General features: G+C 56.9%; 11 protein-coding genes. 3 read left to right on the plus strand and 8 right to left on the minus strand.

What is annotated here, in order from left to right:
* Positions 1-20: 20 nt before the first annotated feature.
* From thiC to OLX77_RS03855, 3 genes are all read right to left on the minus strand, one after another.
* Complete coding sequence (thiC, locus tag OLX77_RS03845) at positions 21-1,322, minus strand: phosphomethylpyrimidine synthase ThiC (RefSeq protein WP_307632269.1); 1,302 nt, start codon at positions 1,320-1,322, stop codon at positions 21-23.
* Between the two features lie 251 nt (positions 1,323-1,573).
* Positions 1,574-2,143, minus strand: a complete 570-nt coding sequence (locus OLX77_RS03850; RefSeq protein WP_307632270.1) for a manganese efflux pump MntP — start codon at positions 2,141-2,143, stop codon at positions 1,574-1,576.
* A 117-nt stretch (positions 2,144-2,260) separates the two neighbouring features.
* On the minus strand, positions 2,261-3,115 hold the full coding sequence (locus tag OLX77_RS03855) for a sulfurtransferase (RefSeq protein WP_307632271.1): 855 nt from the start codon (positions 3,113-3,115) through the stop codon (positions 2,261-2,263).
* Positions 3,116-3,297: 182 nt separating this feature from the next.
* Here OLX77_RS03855 and OLX77_RS03860 point away from each other — a divergent pair, with 182 nt between their 5' ends.
* Positions 3,298-5,223: a chemotaxis protein CheW gene (locus OLX77_RS03860; protein WP_307632272.1), complete on the plus strand. Its 1,926-nt coding sequence runs from the start codon at positions 3,298-3,300 to the stop codon at positions 5,221-5,223.
* A gap of 99 nt (positions 5,224-5,322) precedes the next feature.
* On the opposite strand, the gene OLX77_RS03865 is transcribed toward OLX77_RS03860, so the two are convergent.
* Positions 5,323-6,183, minus strand: a complete 861-nt coding sequence (locus OLX77_RS03865) for an HDOD domain-containing protein (protein ID WP_307632273.1) — start codon at positions 6,181-6,183, stop codon at positions 5,323-5,325.
* A 341-nt stretch (positions 6,184-6,524) separates the two neighbouring features.
* Between OLX77_RS03865 and htpG the strand changes: the two genes are divergently transcribed.
* Positions 6,525-8,411 carry a molecular chaperone HtpG gene (gene htpG / locus OLX77_RS03870; protein WP_307632274.1) on the plus strand — a complete coding sequence of 629 codons (1,887 nt, stop codon included), beginning with the start codon at positions 6,525-6,527 and terminating at the stop codon, positions 8,409-8,411.
* A 90-nt stretch (positions 8,412-8,501) separates the two neighbouring features.
* On the opposite strand, the gene gspG is transcribed toward htpG, so the two are convergent.
* The 4 genes from gspG to OLX77_RS03890 all read right to left on the minus strand — a co-directional run bounded on the left by gspG (position 8,502) and on the right by OLX77_RS03890 (position 11,990).
* Positions 8,502-8,924 carry a type II secretion system major pseudopilin GspG gene (gene gspG, locus OLX77_RS03875; protein ID WP_307632275.1) on the minus strand — a complete coding sequence of 141 codons (423 nt, stop codon included), beginning with the start codon at positions 8,922-8,924 and terminating at the stop codon, positions 8,502-8,504.
* Between the two features lie 149 nt (positions 8,925-9,073).
* Complete coding sequence (locus tag OLX77_RS03880; RefSeq protein WP_307632276.1) at positions 9,074-10,222, minus strand: Na+/H+ antiporter NhaA; 1,149 nt, start codon at positions 10,220-10,222, stop codon at positions 9,074-9,076.
* Positions 10,223-10,539: 317 nt separating this feature from the next.
* Positions 10,540-10,980 carry a hypothetical protein gene (locus OLX77_RS03885; protein WP_307632277.1) on the minus strand — a complete coding sequence of 147 codons (441 nt, stop codon included), beginning with the start codon at positions 10,978-10,980 and terminating at the stop codon, positions 10,540-10,542.
* Positions 10,981-11,003: 23 nt separating this feature from the next.
* On the minus strand, positions 11,004-11,990 hold the full coding sequence (locus OLX77_RS03890; protein ID WP_307632278.1) for a sulfite exporter TauE/SafE family protein: 987 nt from the start codon (positions 11,988-11,990) through the stop codon (positions 11,004-11,006).
* 304 nt (positions 11,991-12,294) lie between these two features.
* Between OLX77_RS03890 and OLX77_RS03895 the strand changes: the two genes are divergently transcribed.
* Complete coding sequence (locus tag OLX77_RS03895; RefSeq protein ID WP_307632279.1) at positions 12,295-13,746, plus strand: exodeoxyribonuclease III; 1,452 nt, start codon at positions 12,295-12,297, stop codon at positions 13,744-13,746.
* Positions 13,747-13,756: the final 10 nt, after the last annotated feature.

Raw genomic sequence — 13,756 nt, forward strand, 5'->3', positions numbered from 1 at the left:
ACGTCCTCCTTCTCTGCTGATTATTTCTGCAGTCGATCCGGCGCGGTGGCCTGCTTGTACACCTTGATGGCGCAGTATGAGCCGCACATGCTGCAAGCGTCACCCTTGTAGGAACTCCCCTCCTCCCGGAAACGCCGGGCCTTTTCCGGATCGATGGAAAGATCGATCTGGCCTTTCCAATCCAGATTGTTGCGGCACTTGGCCATGGCGATATCCTTCTCGATGGCGCCGGGCAGCCCCTTGGCGATATCGGCGGCATGTGCGGCAATGCGGGAGGCCATGACCCCCTCGTGCACATCCTCGGCGCTGGGCAGCTTAAGATGCTCGGCCGGGGTGACATAGCAGAGAAAGTCGGCGCCAGCCGCCCCGGCAATGGCGCCGCCGATGGCGCCGGTGATATGGTCGTAGCCCGGAGCAATATCCGTAACCAGAGGACCCAACACATAAAAAGGCGCCCCGTGGCAGAGCTGTTTCTGGAGGAGGATATTGGCCTGAATCTGGTTTAAGGGCATATGGCCCGGCCCTTCAACCATCACCTGCACCCCGGCCTCCCAAGCACGCTGGGTCAGTTCACCGAGATGGATCAGCTCCTGGATCTGGCCCCGGTCGGTGGCGTCCGCCAGGCAACCGGGACGGATGCCGTCGCCCAGGCTCAGGGTGACCTCGTGCTCCTTGAGGAGAGCCAGCAGCTCGTCAAAATGTTCGTACATGGGGTTTTCTTTGTTGTTGAAGCTCATCCACTCGATGGTAAAGGAGCCGCCCCGGCTGACCACGCCCATGAGCCGCTTGTGGTTGCGGACCCGGTCCATGGTGGAGCGGGTGATGCCGGAATGGATGGTCATGAAATCGACCCCGTCCTTGGCCTGCTGCTCAATGCCCTTGAACATCTGGGCAACGGTGACCTCACCGATCTTCTTCTTCTGCTTCTCCACCACCTCGGCAATGGACTGATAAATGGGCACGGTACCCAAGGGAATGGGACAGCTCTTCAGGATCTCCTGCCGGATGGCGTCCAACTCGCCGCCCATGGAAAGGTCCATCACCGTGTCGGCTCCGGCCTTGAGGCAGACGCAGAGCTTCTGCAGCTCCTGACTCACCTCGGGATAATCCTTGGAAGAGCCGATATTGGCGTTGACCTTGGTGGACAAACCCTTGCCCACCGCCATGATCCGGTCAAACTGGTGGTTCTTGTTCTTGGGGATGCAGATCGTCCCCGCGGCCACCCCCTGCATCAGGGCCTGAACCGTAACATTCTCGTTGGCGGCACAATTTTCAAAAAGAGGGGTAACCGTGCCCCTGATCGCATCTTCTCGAATACTCATCACAGATTCTCCGATAACCGGCGGCTGGGCCGCAGGGTGTTATTAACAGTAAGCCGTGATGGCCAGACAGGGTCGTCATCTGGATGGCCACCAAACGGAATAAAGAGCCGGCGCAATGTTAACGGCGACAAAAAGGTCACACAAACACAGCGTAACGACTCCTACAATTAAAGGAAATTCAAGACGCAAAAACATACCAGCGCCCCTTGGAGAATGCAATGTAAATGTATGGGAAAGGGGGGAGCAAAAACCTATAACACCCCGTGTTCATGGAGAATTTTGATCCCGATGGCCAGCAGAACCAGTCCGCCTACGATCTCTGCCCGGGAGCCCAAGCGCGAAGCCCCGCCCAGCAGACAGCCCAGCCGCAGGCCAAGGGCGGTGAGTCCCGAGGCAACCAGGCCGATAATCAGGGCGGGCAACCAGACGCTGATCTCCAGCACGGCAAAACTCAAACCCACGGCCAGGGAATCGATACTGGTGGCGACCGAAAGGGTAATCAACATCCGCCCCCGGGTGGGATCCGTGCCCGCCCCCTCCTCCTTCACCTCCCGGATCGCCTCCCAGATCATCTTCAACCCCACAAAGGCAAGGAGCACAAAGGCGAGCCAGTGGGCATACGCTTCGATGAACGAGCGGACCGTAAGGCCGCCGAGCCAGCCGAGGACATTCATCCCGGCCTGGAAAAAACCGAAATGGAAGGCCAAGCGGAAGAGCTGCCGGGAATTGACCTGACAGAGGCTGACTCCGGCGGCCAGGGCCACGGCAAAAGCGTCCACGGCCAAAGCCACGGCGATGAGCAGGATTGTGGTAAATTCCATGGAAGAGGCTGCTTGGAGATGATTATGGAGGAAATGATTCAGGGTCTGGTGGCATATTGACCATTTTTCCCTTGGCCTGGCAAGAAAAAAGCCCCCGCCCGGTGAGGGCAACTGGATCTAAGCGGGCCCCGGTTCCCCGCTCTCGACGGGGAGGCTCGGATCCCTGGCCCACTCGTTCCAGGAGGCGAAGTACACCCGCAATCTGCTGAAGCCGGCGAGCTTCAGCGCCACATAGGTATTGGCCGCCCGCGACCCCTTGAAACAGAAAATAATGATGTCGCTGTCCGGGTATATCTGCTGGCTGGCACATAAGGCCCGAACTTCCTGGGCGGGACGGAAGGCCGGAATCGGTTCCCGGCTCATAAAATTGTACCATTCAATCCAGCGGGCGCCGGGAATCCGCCCCCGCCGGGGTGCAAAATCGAAACCGTACGGAGAGGAGGTCTGGCCCAACCATTCGTTGGCATCCCGGTTGTCGAGGAGAATGACCCGTGCATCGCCCAGAGCCTTGAGCACATCTTCCTTGGTGGCCATCAGGGTCGCATTGGGACGGGGGATAAACCGACTGGGAGTCGGCATCACCTCGGCAGTTTCTTCGGGCAGGCCGTCTTGCAACCAAGCCCAGAACCCCCCGTCAAGAATACCGCAATCCCGATGTCCGAGATAGCGCGCCAGCCAGTAGCCGCGACAGGAAGCACCATAGCGGGTGTCAAAACTGTCTTCGTAAAAAATCACCTTCCGCCCATGGGAAAGGCCGACCCGGGAGAAACTCGCAGCAAAGGAGTTCTGCAAAGCTGCCAACCCTTCCGGACTGCTCTCGCTTAAAAAGGAAAAGATCTCCGGCAGGTTTACCGCCCCGGGAATATGCCCCTCACCAAAGGTGTCCTGATCACGGATATCCACGAGCTGCACCGCATCTTTCTCGAGCAGCGCCTGGGTTTCGCGGATGGTGTAGAGAATTTTTTCCGTCATGGTTGCCTGTTCTTTGGTGAAAAAAAATAGCCGAACGCTTTGACTTGCGTCCCCAGTATAAAACCTTCGCCAGTGGATCGCCCGGAAAAATTCTCCGGCCACCCTCCCCTTCCCCCTTTGCCTTATCTCCCTTCTTGTCGAAACCATTTTCTTCCTCTATATTGACACGAGGAGGTAGTACAATGGCTCTTGATCCCCAGATGAAGATCTTACTTGTTGAAGATGCCGGAACCATGCGCAAGATGGAGGCCAGGATTCTCGGCCAGGTTGGTTTCACCAACATCGTCGAGGCAAAAGACGGCAACGACGCCATGGAAAAACTTACCGCCGAAAAAGACATTGCCCTGGTCATCAGCGACTGGTCCATGCCCAATTTCGACGGCTACCAGCTCCTGCAATGGATGCGCGGTCACGAATCATTCAAGAACCTCCCCTTTCTCATGGCCACAGGGCACGGAGACAAGGCCTATGTCGCCAAAGCCAAAGAGGCCGGGGCCAACGGCGTGGTCGCCAAGCCTTTTACCCCGGACGAACTGAAGGTCCTCATCGATGAGATTTTTGGCCTGAAGCAGGCAGTGGTCGCCAAAAAAGAGGAAGGCCCCAAGATGAGCGCCGAGGGCAAGGTGCATCTCAAGATGGCCCATATCCAGATCACCGACCATCTCGCCCTGGGAGTGCTTAAGCATCAGGTGGCCGCAGGCCGGAAAAACCCACAGCATTTCAGCCTGGACACCCTCTGCATGCCCGGCTGGAACCCGGTGCAGAACGCCCTGGAAAACGGGGAAGTGGATGGGGCCTTTATCCTGGCGCCCATGGCCATGGATCTCTTCAGCTACGGGGTGCCCATCAAGCTGGTACTCTTCGCCCACCGCAACGGCAGCATCTGCGTACGCAACAAGACCGGCAAATACGCCAAGCCGTACCAGCAGTTTTTTAAGCACAAGACCTTTTATATCCCCCACAAGATGTCGATCCACAACATGCTCGCCCACATGTACTTCACCCAGATGGGGTTGCGGCCCGGGGTGGCGGGCAAGGAGGCGGTCAACGTCCTCTTCGACGTGGTGCCGCCGGTGGCCATGCCGGAATTTTTAAAGGAAAACTCCGAGGCCAGCGGTTTTTTGGTGGCCGAACCCATCGGCTCACGCGCCATTACCGCAGGCATTGCCGAACGCCAATTCCTCTCCAGCGAGGTGTGGCAGGACCATCCTTGCTGCGTCGTGGTTTTCCGGGAAGAGATTCTTACCAAATACCCCGAGGCGGTGCAGGAGTTCACCACGATGCTAGTGGACTCCGGCATCTATATCCGGGACCATGTTGACGAGGCGGCGGAGATCGCCGTGGCCTTTCTCGATCCGGAGAAAAAAATCGGCCTCGAACCCGGGCTGCTCCGCAATGTCCTTTCCGATCCCCAGGGAATCACCACGGACAACCTCTATCCGGTCCTGGAAGATCTGGAGACCATCCAGGATTACATGACCTCCAAGATGGAGATCGGAAGGCGGATCAATCTGGCCGAATTTGTCGACACCCGCTTTGCCGATATCGCTTGCAAGCCTCTGCCCACAGCAGTGGGGGCAGGACAGGAAGCGGCCGCCCCCCGGGGCGCGGCCCGCAAGCTGGGCATCGACCAATCCCTTGCCTCCCGCGAGGGAAAATACCTGATCTTCACCCTGGGCAAGGAGCGTTACGGCCTCGGCATCCTCGATGTCCGGGAGATCATCGGCTTGATGACCATCCATGAGCTGCCGCAGATGCCACCCTTTTTCAAAGGGGTTATCAACCTGCGGGACAAGGTCATCCCGGTCATGGACATGCGGGGCAAATTCGGCATGGAGAGCGCGGAGTACGACAGCCGCACCTGTATTATCGTCGTAGAGGTTTCCGGCCTCACCGGCTCCCGGCTCATCGGCATCATCGTCGATGCGGTCTCCGAGGTGGTTATCATCAAGGAGCAGGAGGTGGAAGATCCCCCCAAATTCGGCAGCGCGGCGGACAGCCAGTGCCTGCTGGGCATGGCCAAACTCGCCGAAGGCGTGACCATCCTCCTGGACATTGACCGTCTCATGCATATCCAGGAGGCGGTGCTGATCGGGGAAGCGGCCTAAAAGGCTGCACCCTCATCGTATAGATCGGAAGTAGAAAAAAAGAGAGAGGGGCTGACCCAGGCCAGCAAAATCACGGGGGAGTTCCCGGCCTGTGCCGGACTAGAGGCTGAATACGGCGACGGCATCCTGATATTTATCAACAAACTCTTCAATAATCAGACGCATATTGTTTTCAAAATGCGGCACCTCAGGCAATTCCTCTTTCATGCTCTCATAGGCCAGCACGTCAAAAAAGAATTCCCCGGGACTGCCTGCATCGTATTCGGTAAGATGCACCAACTGGTCGGCCAGATAGATGATCTTGACGCCCAATCTTTTCGACTGCGCCTGCGTCATATCATGGTGCAGACCAACCGGCACCGAAACCGCCTCGGGCAAGCCCCATTTTTCCAGCAGGGCCATCCCCACCTCGGCATGGTCCGTATGCAGCAACCTCCGTTCCACGGTCAGCAGCGGTTCCTGCTCGCCGTTTTCATCCCGGCTGTAGCTCGCCACCTGCAATGGCCGATCGAGGATCACCTTGCCCACGTCATGGAGCAGACCGGCGGTATAAATAGCCGAAGTATCCCGAGCCTTGGCGTTGCGGGCAATGATATTTGCCAGAATGGCAACAGCAAAGGAATGCCGCCAGAGCTCGCCCCGGCCTAACGCATAGGCCGCCTGCGGCGACCTGAGCAACCCGACCGACGCACTGGTGATGGAGATGATCTTGACCGCATCCACCCCCATACGGACGATGATGTCCTTGACCGAGGTGATTTTTTTCATGTGGCCAAAATACGCGGAGTTGGCCATGTGCAGCATGTTGGCGGTGAGTCCCGGATCCTGCTCTATCTTTTCCGACAGCTTAGGGATGGAACAATCCGCGGCATGGGCCATGGACAACACGTCCAAAGCCACCTCCGGACACGGGGCAATCTTTTCCACATCCCTGACATATTCCGCGGCTACATCCATCATCGCTTTTCCCGGTTCAAAAAGTCTGGGCCGGCCCATGGCCCATGGCAGGCAAACAAAAACGATCCCAACGGAGCGATTATCACATATCCTGGCGCAGTTGTAAATATATAGGAGTCGGTAGAAAAGCATCAACACCATTTACGTTTTGCGCCAGTCGCCGGGATCCGCCGCATAAATCGCGCGACTCTTAGCAAACAACGCCTTGGTGCAGCTTGACAGGAGCAGCGTGATGATTATTTTGACCACAATTGTCGCGTTCGACAGAAAAAAACCATTTTTTTGGGTAACAGGCGCCCGCGCCCGTATGGCCCCAACGATTCAAAGGCAGAGAGAGAAAAAAAATGAGTCCCGAGAAAACCACCCCCCAGACAGAGACCAAGGAGTTTCAGACCGAAGTAAAAAAGATGCTCGATATCGTGATCCATTCGCTTTACACGGAAAAGGAGATCTTCTTGCGCGAATTGATCTCCAACGCCGCGGACGCCCTGGAAAAATTCCGGCACCAAAGCGTGGTGGAGCAGGAGGTCTTCGACAGCCACATCCCCCTGGAAATCAGTATCGAATTTGACGACAAGGCAAACACCCTCACCATCACCGATACCGGCATCGGCATGGACCGGGGCGAACTGGAGGCCAATCTGGGCACCATCGCCCACTCCGGCTCCAAAACCTTTTTCACCAAGCTTTCCGAAACCGACCGCAAGGAGGTGAACCTCATCGGCCAGTTCGGCGTGGGTTTTTATGCCGCCTTCATGGTCGCCAAAAAGGTTACGGTGAAATCCCGCTCCTTCCGCATGGACGACATGGGCCACGAATGGATCTCCGACGGCGGCGGCACCTTCACCATCGCCATGTGCCCCGGCATCCGGCGCGGCACCTCCATTGTCCTCGAGCTCACGGACGAGGCCAAGGAATACGCCAACGAACAGACCATCCGCCGCATCATCAAGCAGTATTCCAGCTTTGTCCCCTTCCCCATCAAACTCAAGGGCGAGGCAATCAACACGGTGCAGGCCATCTGGACCTTGGGCAAGAGCGAGATCAGCGAGGAGGCGTACACCGAGTTTTACAAATTCATCGCCAACGCCTTTGACGAACCCCTGGCCCGGCTTCATTTTTCCGCGGATGCCCCCCTGGCCATCAAGACCCTGCTCTTCATCCCCAAGGAGAATCTCGAAGCCATGGGTTTCGGGCGCATGGAGCCGGGGGTCAATCTCTACTGCCAGCGGGTTTTGATCGAGCAGCACAGCAAGACCATCCTTCCGGAATGGCTCCGCTTCCTGCGCGGGGTCATCGACAGCGAAGACCTGCCGCTCAATATCTCCCGCCAGGCCCTGCAAGACAGCGCTCTGGTCGCCAAGATCAACAAGGTGGTGACCAAACGGTTGCTCAAGTTCCTGGAAGAGCTGGCCAAGAGCGAACCGGAGAAATACACCGAGTTCTGGAAAAACTTCGGCATGTTCATCAAGGAAGGGGTGATCTCGGACTTCGCCTACCGCGAAGAGGCTGCCAAGCTCCTGCGTTTCGAATCCTCCAAAACCGAGGACGGGATCTTCACCTCCCTGGCCGAATATGTGGAACGCATGCCCGAGGACCAGAAGGAGATTTTCTACATCAACGGCCCCAGCCGGGAAGCCATAGAAAACGGCCCCTACATCGAGGCCTTCAAGAAACGCAATATCGAGGTGCTCTACACCCTGGAGCCCATCGATGATTTCGCCATGAGCCACCTCGGCTCCTTTGGAGAGAAAAAACTGGTCTCCGCCGACTGCGGCGATCTCGACCTTCCCGAAGCAGCGATAGAAACCGAGGCGGACAAGGAAAAAGCCCAGGCTGAGGCCATGCCGGAATCGGACTCCGCAGCCCTGACCACCTGGATGAAGGAGGTGCTGGGCGAGCAGGTCAAAGAGGTCATCGCCTCGAAACGCCTCACCGACAGCCCGGCCATGGTGGTCAACCCGGACGGCTTTGTCACCAGCAGCATGGAACGGATCATGCGCGCCTCCGGCCAAGGGCTCCAGCAGTTCGGCGGCAAGAATCTTGAAATCAACACCACCCACCCCCTGATCAAGGGGCTGGCCGGGTTGAAAGAAAAGGATGGGGAGGTCGCTTCCAGCGTGGTGGAACAGATCTTCGACAATGCCATGATCCAGGCCGGACTCATGGTGGAGCCGAGAAACATGGTGGCGCGAAGCTACAGGATTTTAGAGCGGCTGGTGGAGAAATAGCCACACGGCATAAAAAGAGAACGGCTTATCCTGGCTCAGATGGAACTGCTTCCAGAGCAGTTTCCTGAGTTGGGCCTCTTGCGGAAAGGGTTATTCCCAGCTGCCGATATCGGTATTTTCTTTTTCCCCGCCGGGCTGGTTATCCCGCCCGTAGGAATAGATATCAACGGCGCCGTGCTCGCCGGGATTGCGGTAGCGATAGGGATTTCCCCAAGGGTCGTTGGGCACGGCCCTTTTCAGGTAGGCGCCGTCCCATTTCTTCACCCCCGGATCGGCGGCCAAGGCGGCCAAACCTTCCTGCTGGGTCGGATAGCGGCCCACGTCATGGCGGAAGGCCGCCATGGCTGCCATGAGCATTTCGATCTGGGTCTTGGCCGTCTTCTGATGGGCCTTTCCCTGGGTGCCAAAAAACTTGGGCCCGACCAAAGAGGCGAGCAACCCGAGAATTATCAGGATGATCAAGAGCTCCATCAGGGAAAAACCGCTTTGCTTTCTCAGTTTTCGCTGTTTCATAGGGATATATTCTACCTGGAGGAGGTTACCCTTGCCCCAGCACACTTGGGCAAGGCAGCAAGGCGGCTCAACAGAAAAACTCCATTGTGCTTACAATGGCTGGCTCAACCATGTCAATAAAAAATGGGGCTCTACGAATTACCGGCCGCTCACGGCTTACGCCGCACCTGCATCAGCCTCCCGACAATAAAGGCAATTATGCCGCAGCCGCCGCTGAACAAAGCTCCCATCTTGGCCGCGCCCTGAATGCGCAAATCGGTAAACGCCTCGCCGGCCACGAACAGGGCCACCGTTAAGCCCAGCCCCCCGATCAGACCGACCAGCAACAGCTCCTTTTTCCCGACCTGCGAAGGGAGCGGATACCCCAGCCATTTGCCCAACATGCCCATGCTGAAGATGCCGCCGGTCTTACCGATCAGGAGAGAAGCAAAAACCAACCAAGTAGCCACGCCGATGCCGGAAAACTCCACCCCGGCGTTGGCCAGACCGAACATGAACAAGCCGAAATCCACCACCACCTTCCATTCATGCTCGAAGCTGGCAAGGGGAGAGAGGTCCCGGGGGTCTTCCTCGAAAAGATGCTTGTGCTCCCTGGGGGGATGGGGCAAAAAGGGCACAATAAAGGCCAGGGCCAGGGCCGGATGGACATGGGCCTTGAATAACCCGACCCAACTGAGCACGCCGCCAATAAGCAGGTAGGGCCAATAAGAGGCGGCCTTGCGCTGCCGCAACAGAAAGGCGATGCCCATACCGGCAAGAGTAAGGCCCAGCCATTGCGGGGCAATGGGATGCAGCGGGTCCGGGTAAAAGACCGCGATGATCGCCAAGCCGATGGCGTCATCGGCGATGGCCAGCAGCAACAGAAAAGCGATGGCGGGATGCCTTTTGCCGAAGACCAAGCTGGCTGCCAACCAAGCCAGGGCAATGTCGGTGGCGGTGGGAATGCCCCAGCCCCCATGCAGTGCGGGGGAGCCGATGACCGCGTTGAGCCCTAAGTAGACAAGCACCGGCCCGACCACCCCGCCCATGGTTGCCAAGAGCGGATTCACCGCCTTGCGCAAGGGATAGAGATCCCCGCCGGGAACGCAACTCTGGGTGATCTCCACGGCGGCCATGCCGAAAAACAACACCATGAACAATTCATTGGTGATGAAATGGAAGCTGAGCGGCCCGAACAGCGGCGCATGGTTGAAACTGTGATAGCCTTCGGCATCCAGGTTCACCCAAATCAGGGCGGCCACAACCCCGGAAAGCAGGGGGACCGAAAATTCCCGAAGCAAGTTAAAATGTCTTTTCACGATTGATCCTTATTCCTTCTTCGTTGGCGGGGTCAGGAAAGGCGTCTCCCTTGAGTCGCAACAGAAATAACCAGTGCCAATCATACCGGAAAATCATCACCGGTCAAGGGGAAACGGTCCTCCTCGTTCCCCTGCCATGCTCCAGCAAACAGACCTGCACGCCTTGGCCTGCAAGGGCAATAACGGCTGCCTCAGCCCAAAACTTTACGAATAACACCATTCCCTGTTTCTGCGCCCCTATCCTCTGGACCATAAAACAAAAAAAGCCATCCCGCCGCAAGGCGGGATGGCTTTTTTCAGAACCTATTTTCTAAAAATCAATGCCCGACGGAAAGCAGCCCGCTGGCCGCCAGAGTCAGAATTACCGCCTCGGCTATGGCCATGAATGCCATGGCCTTGTCGCCCCTGGCGAAAAGCCCCGGAGTGATGACCATGTAGCAAAGAATGGTGACCCCGGCAAGGATGGCCACCGGGAGAAAGTTCAAAAAATCGCCATAGCCGAGGAGTTTCATCCAGGACCAGCCGGTGGGCAGGGTTTCCCAGTGGAGAAAATTGGTGTTGATGGCCACCAGATAGTCGTGCACCGGCATGCTCCAGTAGGTGGAGATCTCGCTCCGGGGCACGATCGGCGGCAGAACGCGCAGCACATAGAGGGCAAAGGTGATGACCATGAGGGCCAGTCCTGCGTACATGCCTTTTTCAAGAATAGCGGCGTACTGGAGCTGTTCCTCGGTTGCTTGGGTATTTTTATTTGACATGGTAGAATCCTCCAGGAAATAGTCTAAAATAGGTTATAGCCCATGGTGCTCAGTCCCTTCTGTACCGCTTTCAGGCCGGCAAAGAGGAGAATGACGATAACCATCCAACGAATAAAGGTTGGCTTGGCAACCTTCAATAAGCGCACCCCGACGAACGAACCCAGCATGATGCCGATGAGCGAAGGCACAACGATCATGGGGATCAAGCACCCCTTGTTCAGGTAAATCCAGGCGGCGGAGGTATCGGTAATGGAGAGCAGGAACTTGGAGGTGGCGACGCTGATCTTGAGCGGGGCGCCCATCATGAGGTTCAATACCGGCACGTTGGCCCAACCGGCGCCGAGACCGAACATCCCGGCCATGAAACCGATGATGATGAAGGTCAGCAAGCCGGGAATGGTGCGATGGATCTTCCAGTTGATCTCTTCCTTGGTGGTCGGCTCATAAAAAACCCCGGTGATGCGCAGGGCGGAAGAAAGTGCATCCGCATGGGGAACATCCGGCACCGTTGATTTCTTGGCGGTGAGCATGATCGCCACGATACCGAGGATGGTGCCGCCCAGGGAAAGCTGAACAATGTGGGTGGGCAGGGCCAAGCCGACCATGGCGCCGACAATGGCCATGGTGGAGGCGATGAGCGCCACCGGCATGGCCAGACGCAGGCTGGCAAGATTGGCCTTCAGCAGGCCAGGGCCGGCGGCCAAGGCGCCGCACAGGGCGACGAGCAGACCGGCGCCGCGGACAAAATCAAGGTGAAACGGAAAAAATCCGCCGATAATGGGCACGAACAGCACCCCGCCGCCAACCCCGCCAAGCACCGCGATGATGCCCATGACAAAGGTGACAAACAGCAGAATCACCGGCCACTTCCACCAACCCGGATCACCCGCAGCCGGAATCTGTGCCATATCAACCGCTTCGCTTGCCAAAGCCCAGGCCGGGCTCAACATAATGGCACACATGAGAGAGACAAACAGCATCCCCGCCTTTTCCTTGATCGTTCCTTGCATCCTTGTTTCCTCCTTGTCTTTGCTAAAGCCAAAGTAAAAAATATATAAATAATGAATCAGCACGATAAACGTTTGCCATACAACCGAGGACAATCTTCGCTGGATCCGGCAGGCTTCAACTTTCCCCACCTCGGCAGCGGTGGCTTTTTCCATAAATTTTCGGTATGCTTACTGCTCTCAAAAAGTGGTGTCAAGAAAAAACTGTTTCTCTCTGAAACAGAGCTATTGCATTCTGCATCATTCATAAAAAATGATGCGCAAACACTTTTGCTCGCTGCATTGTGCAACATTTCCCCTGGAGTAAATGATGCAATTTTCAATACCAGACGTTTTACAAATCCTCGCCAAAGAGGTCGCGGGATATGCGGTGCCCATTGTCGATCTTATTGGCGTGCAAACCAAGGATCCGTACAAGGTTCTGGTAGCCACCATCCTCTCGGCCCGGACCAAAGATGAAACCACGGCCAAGGCTGCGGCGAAATTGTTCAAGGAAGCTCCGGATCTGGCCGGACTGGCGGACTTGAGCGAAGAGCGCCTAACCAAGCTGATCTTCCCGGTGGGATTTTACAAAAACAAGGCCAAGTTTCTCGCCCGCCTTCCCGGCGTGTTGGCCAGCGAGTTTAACAACCAAATCCCCGACGAAGTAGAACCCCTCACCCGACTGCCCGGCGTAGGCCGCAAGACCGCCAACCTGGTGGTGGCGGTGGCCTTCAAAAAACCGGCGATCTGCGTGGACACCCATGTCCACCGGATCATGAACATCTGGGGATACGTGGAAACCAAAACCCCGCTGGAAACCGAGATGGCGCTCAGGGAAAAGCTGCCCCCCGAATATTGGCTGAGCATCAACTCCACCCTGGTGGCCTTTGGCCAGGGCACCTGCAGGCCGGTGGCCCCCCACTGCGACCGCTGCGTCATCGCCCGGTTTTGCCCGCAGCTCGGAGTACGTCCGCGAAAAATAGAGGGCAAGAGCCGAAAAAAAAATGAGGCTGGCATGCGGAAATTTGTTTCCTGGAACGTCAACGGTCTCCGGGCTGTGGAAAAAAAGGGCTTTGTCGAGATTCTTGCCAATTTGAACGCCGATCTGGTGGCGCTCCAGGAGATCAAGGCCCAGCCGGAGCAACTTTCGGAAACGATCAAAAACATCCCCGGCTACACCGCCTACTGGTTTTCCGCCCAGAAAAAAGGCTATGCCGGGGTGGCGACCTACAGCAAGGAGGAACCTCTCTCGGTGATCTACGGCATCGACCACAAAGACCACGATTATGAAGGCAGGGTGCTGACCCTGGAGTTTGCTGATTTCTATTTCATAAACGCCTATTTTCCCAATGCCCAACACGGGCTGCTCCGCATGGACTACAAACTCCAGTTCAACCGCGATCTGCAGACCTTTGCCAACACCCTGGCCAAGCAGAAGTCGGTGGTGATCTGCGGGGATTTCAACGTGGCGCACAAGGAGATCGACCTGACCAACCCCAAACAGAACGAAAAGAATCCGGGCTATGCCCCGCAAGAACGGGCCTGGATGGACGAGTTTCTTGGGACCGGTTTTGTGGACACCTTTCGGATGTTCAACCAGGAGCCGGGCCGATACACTTGGTGGAGTTACCGCTTCAACGCCAGGGAGAGGAACCTCGGCTGGCGGATCGATTATTTCTGCGTGGATCAAAAGAGCACAAAGCGAGTGACGGAGGTTGCTATTTTAAATGATATAATGGGCTCGGATCACTGCCCGGTTCTCCTTGGCTTTCGCTAAGCCCTCTTTT

This window comes from Thiovibrio frasassiensis, assembly GCF_029607905.1.
Classification (GTDB): Bacteria; Desulfobacterota; Desulfobulbia; order Desulfobulbales; family Desulfurivibrionaceae; genus Thiovibrio; species Thiovibrio frasassiensis.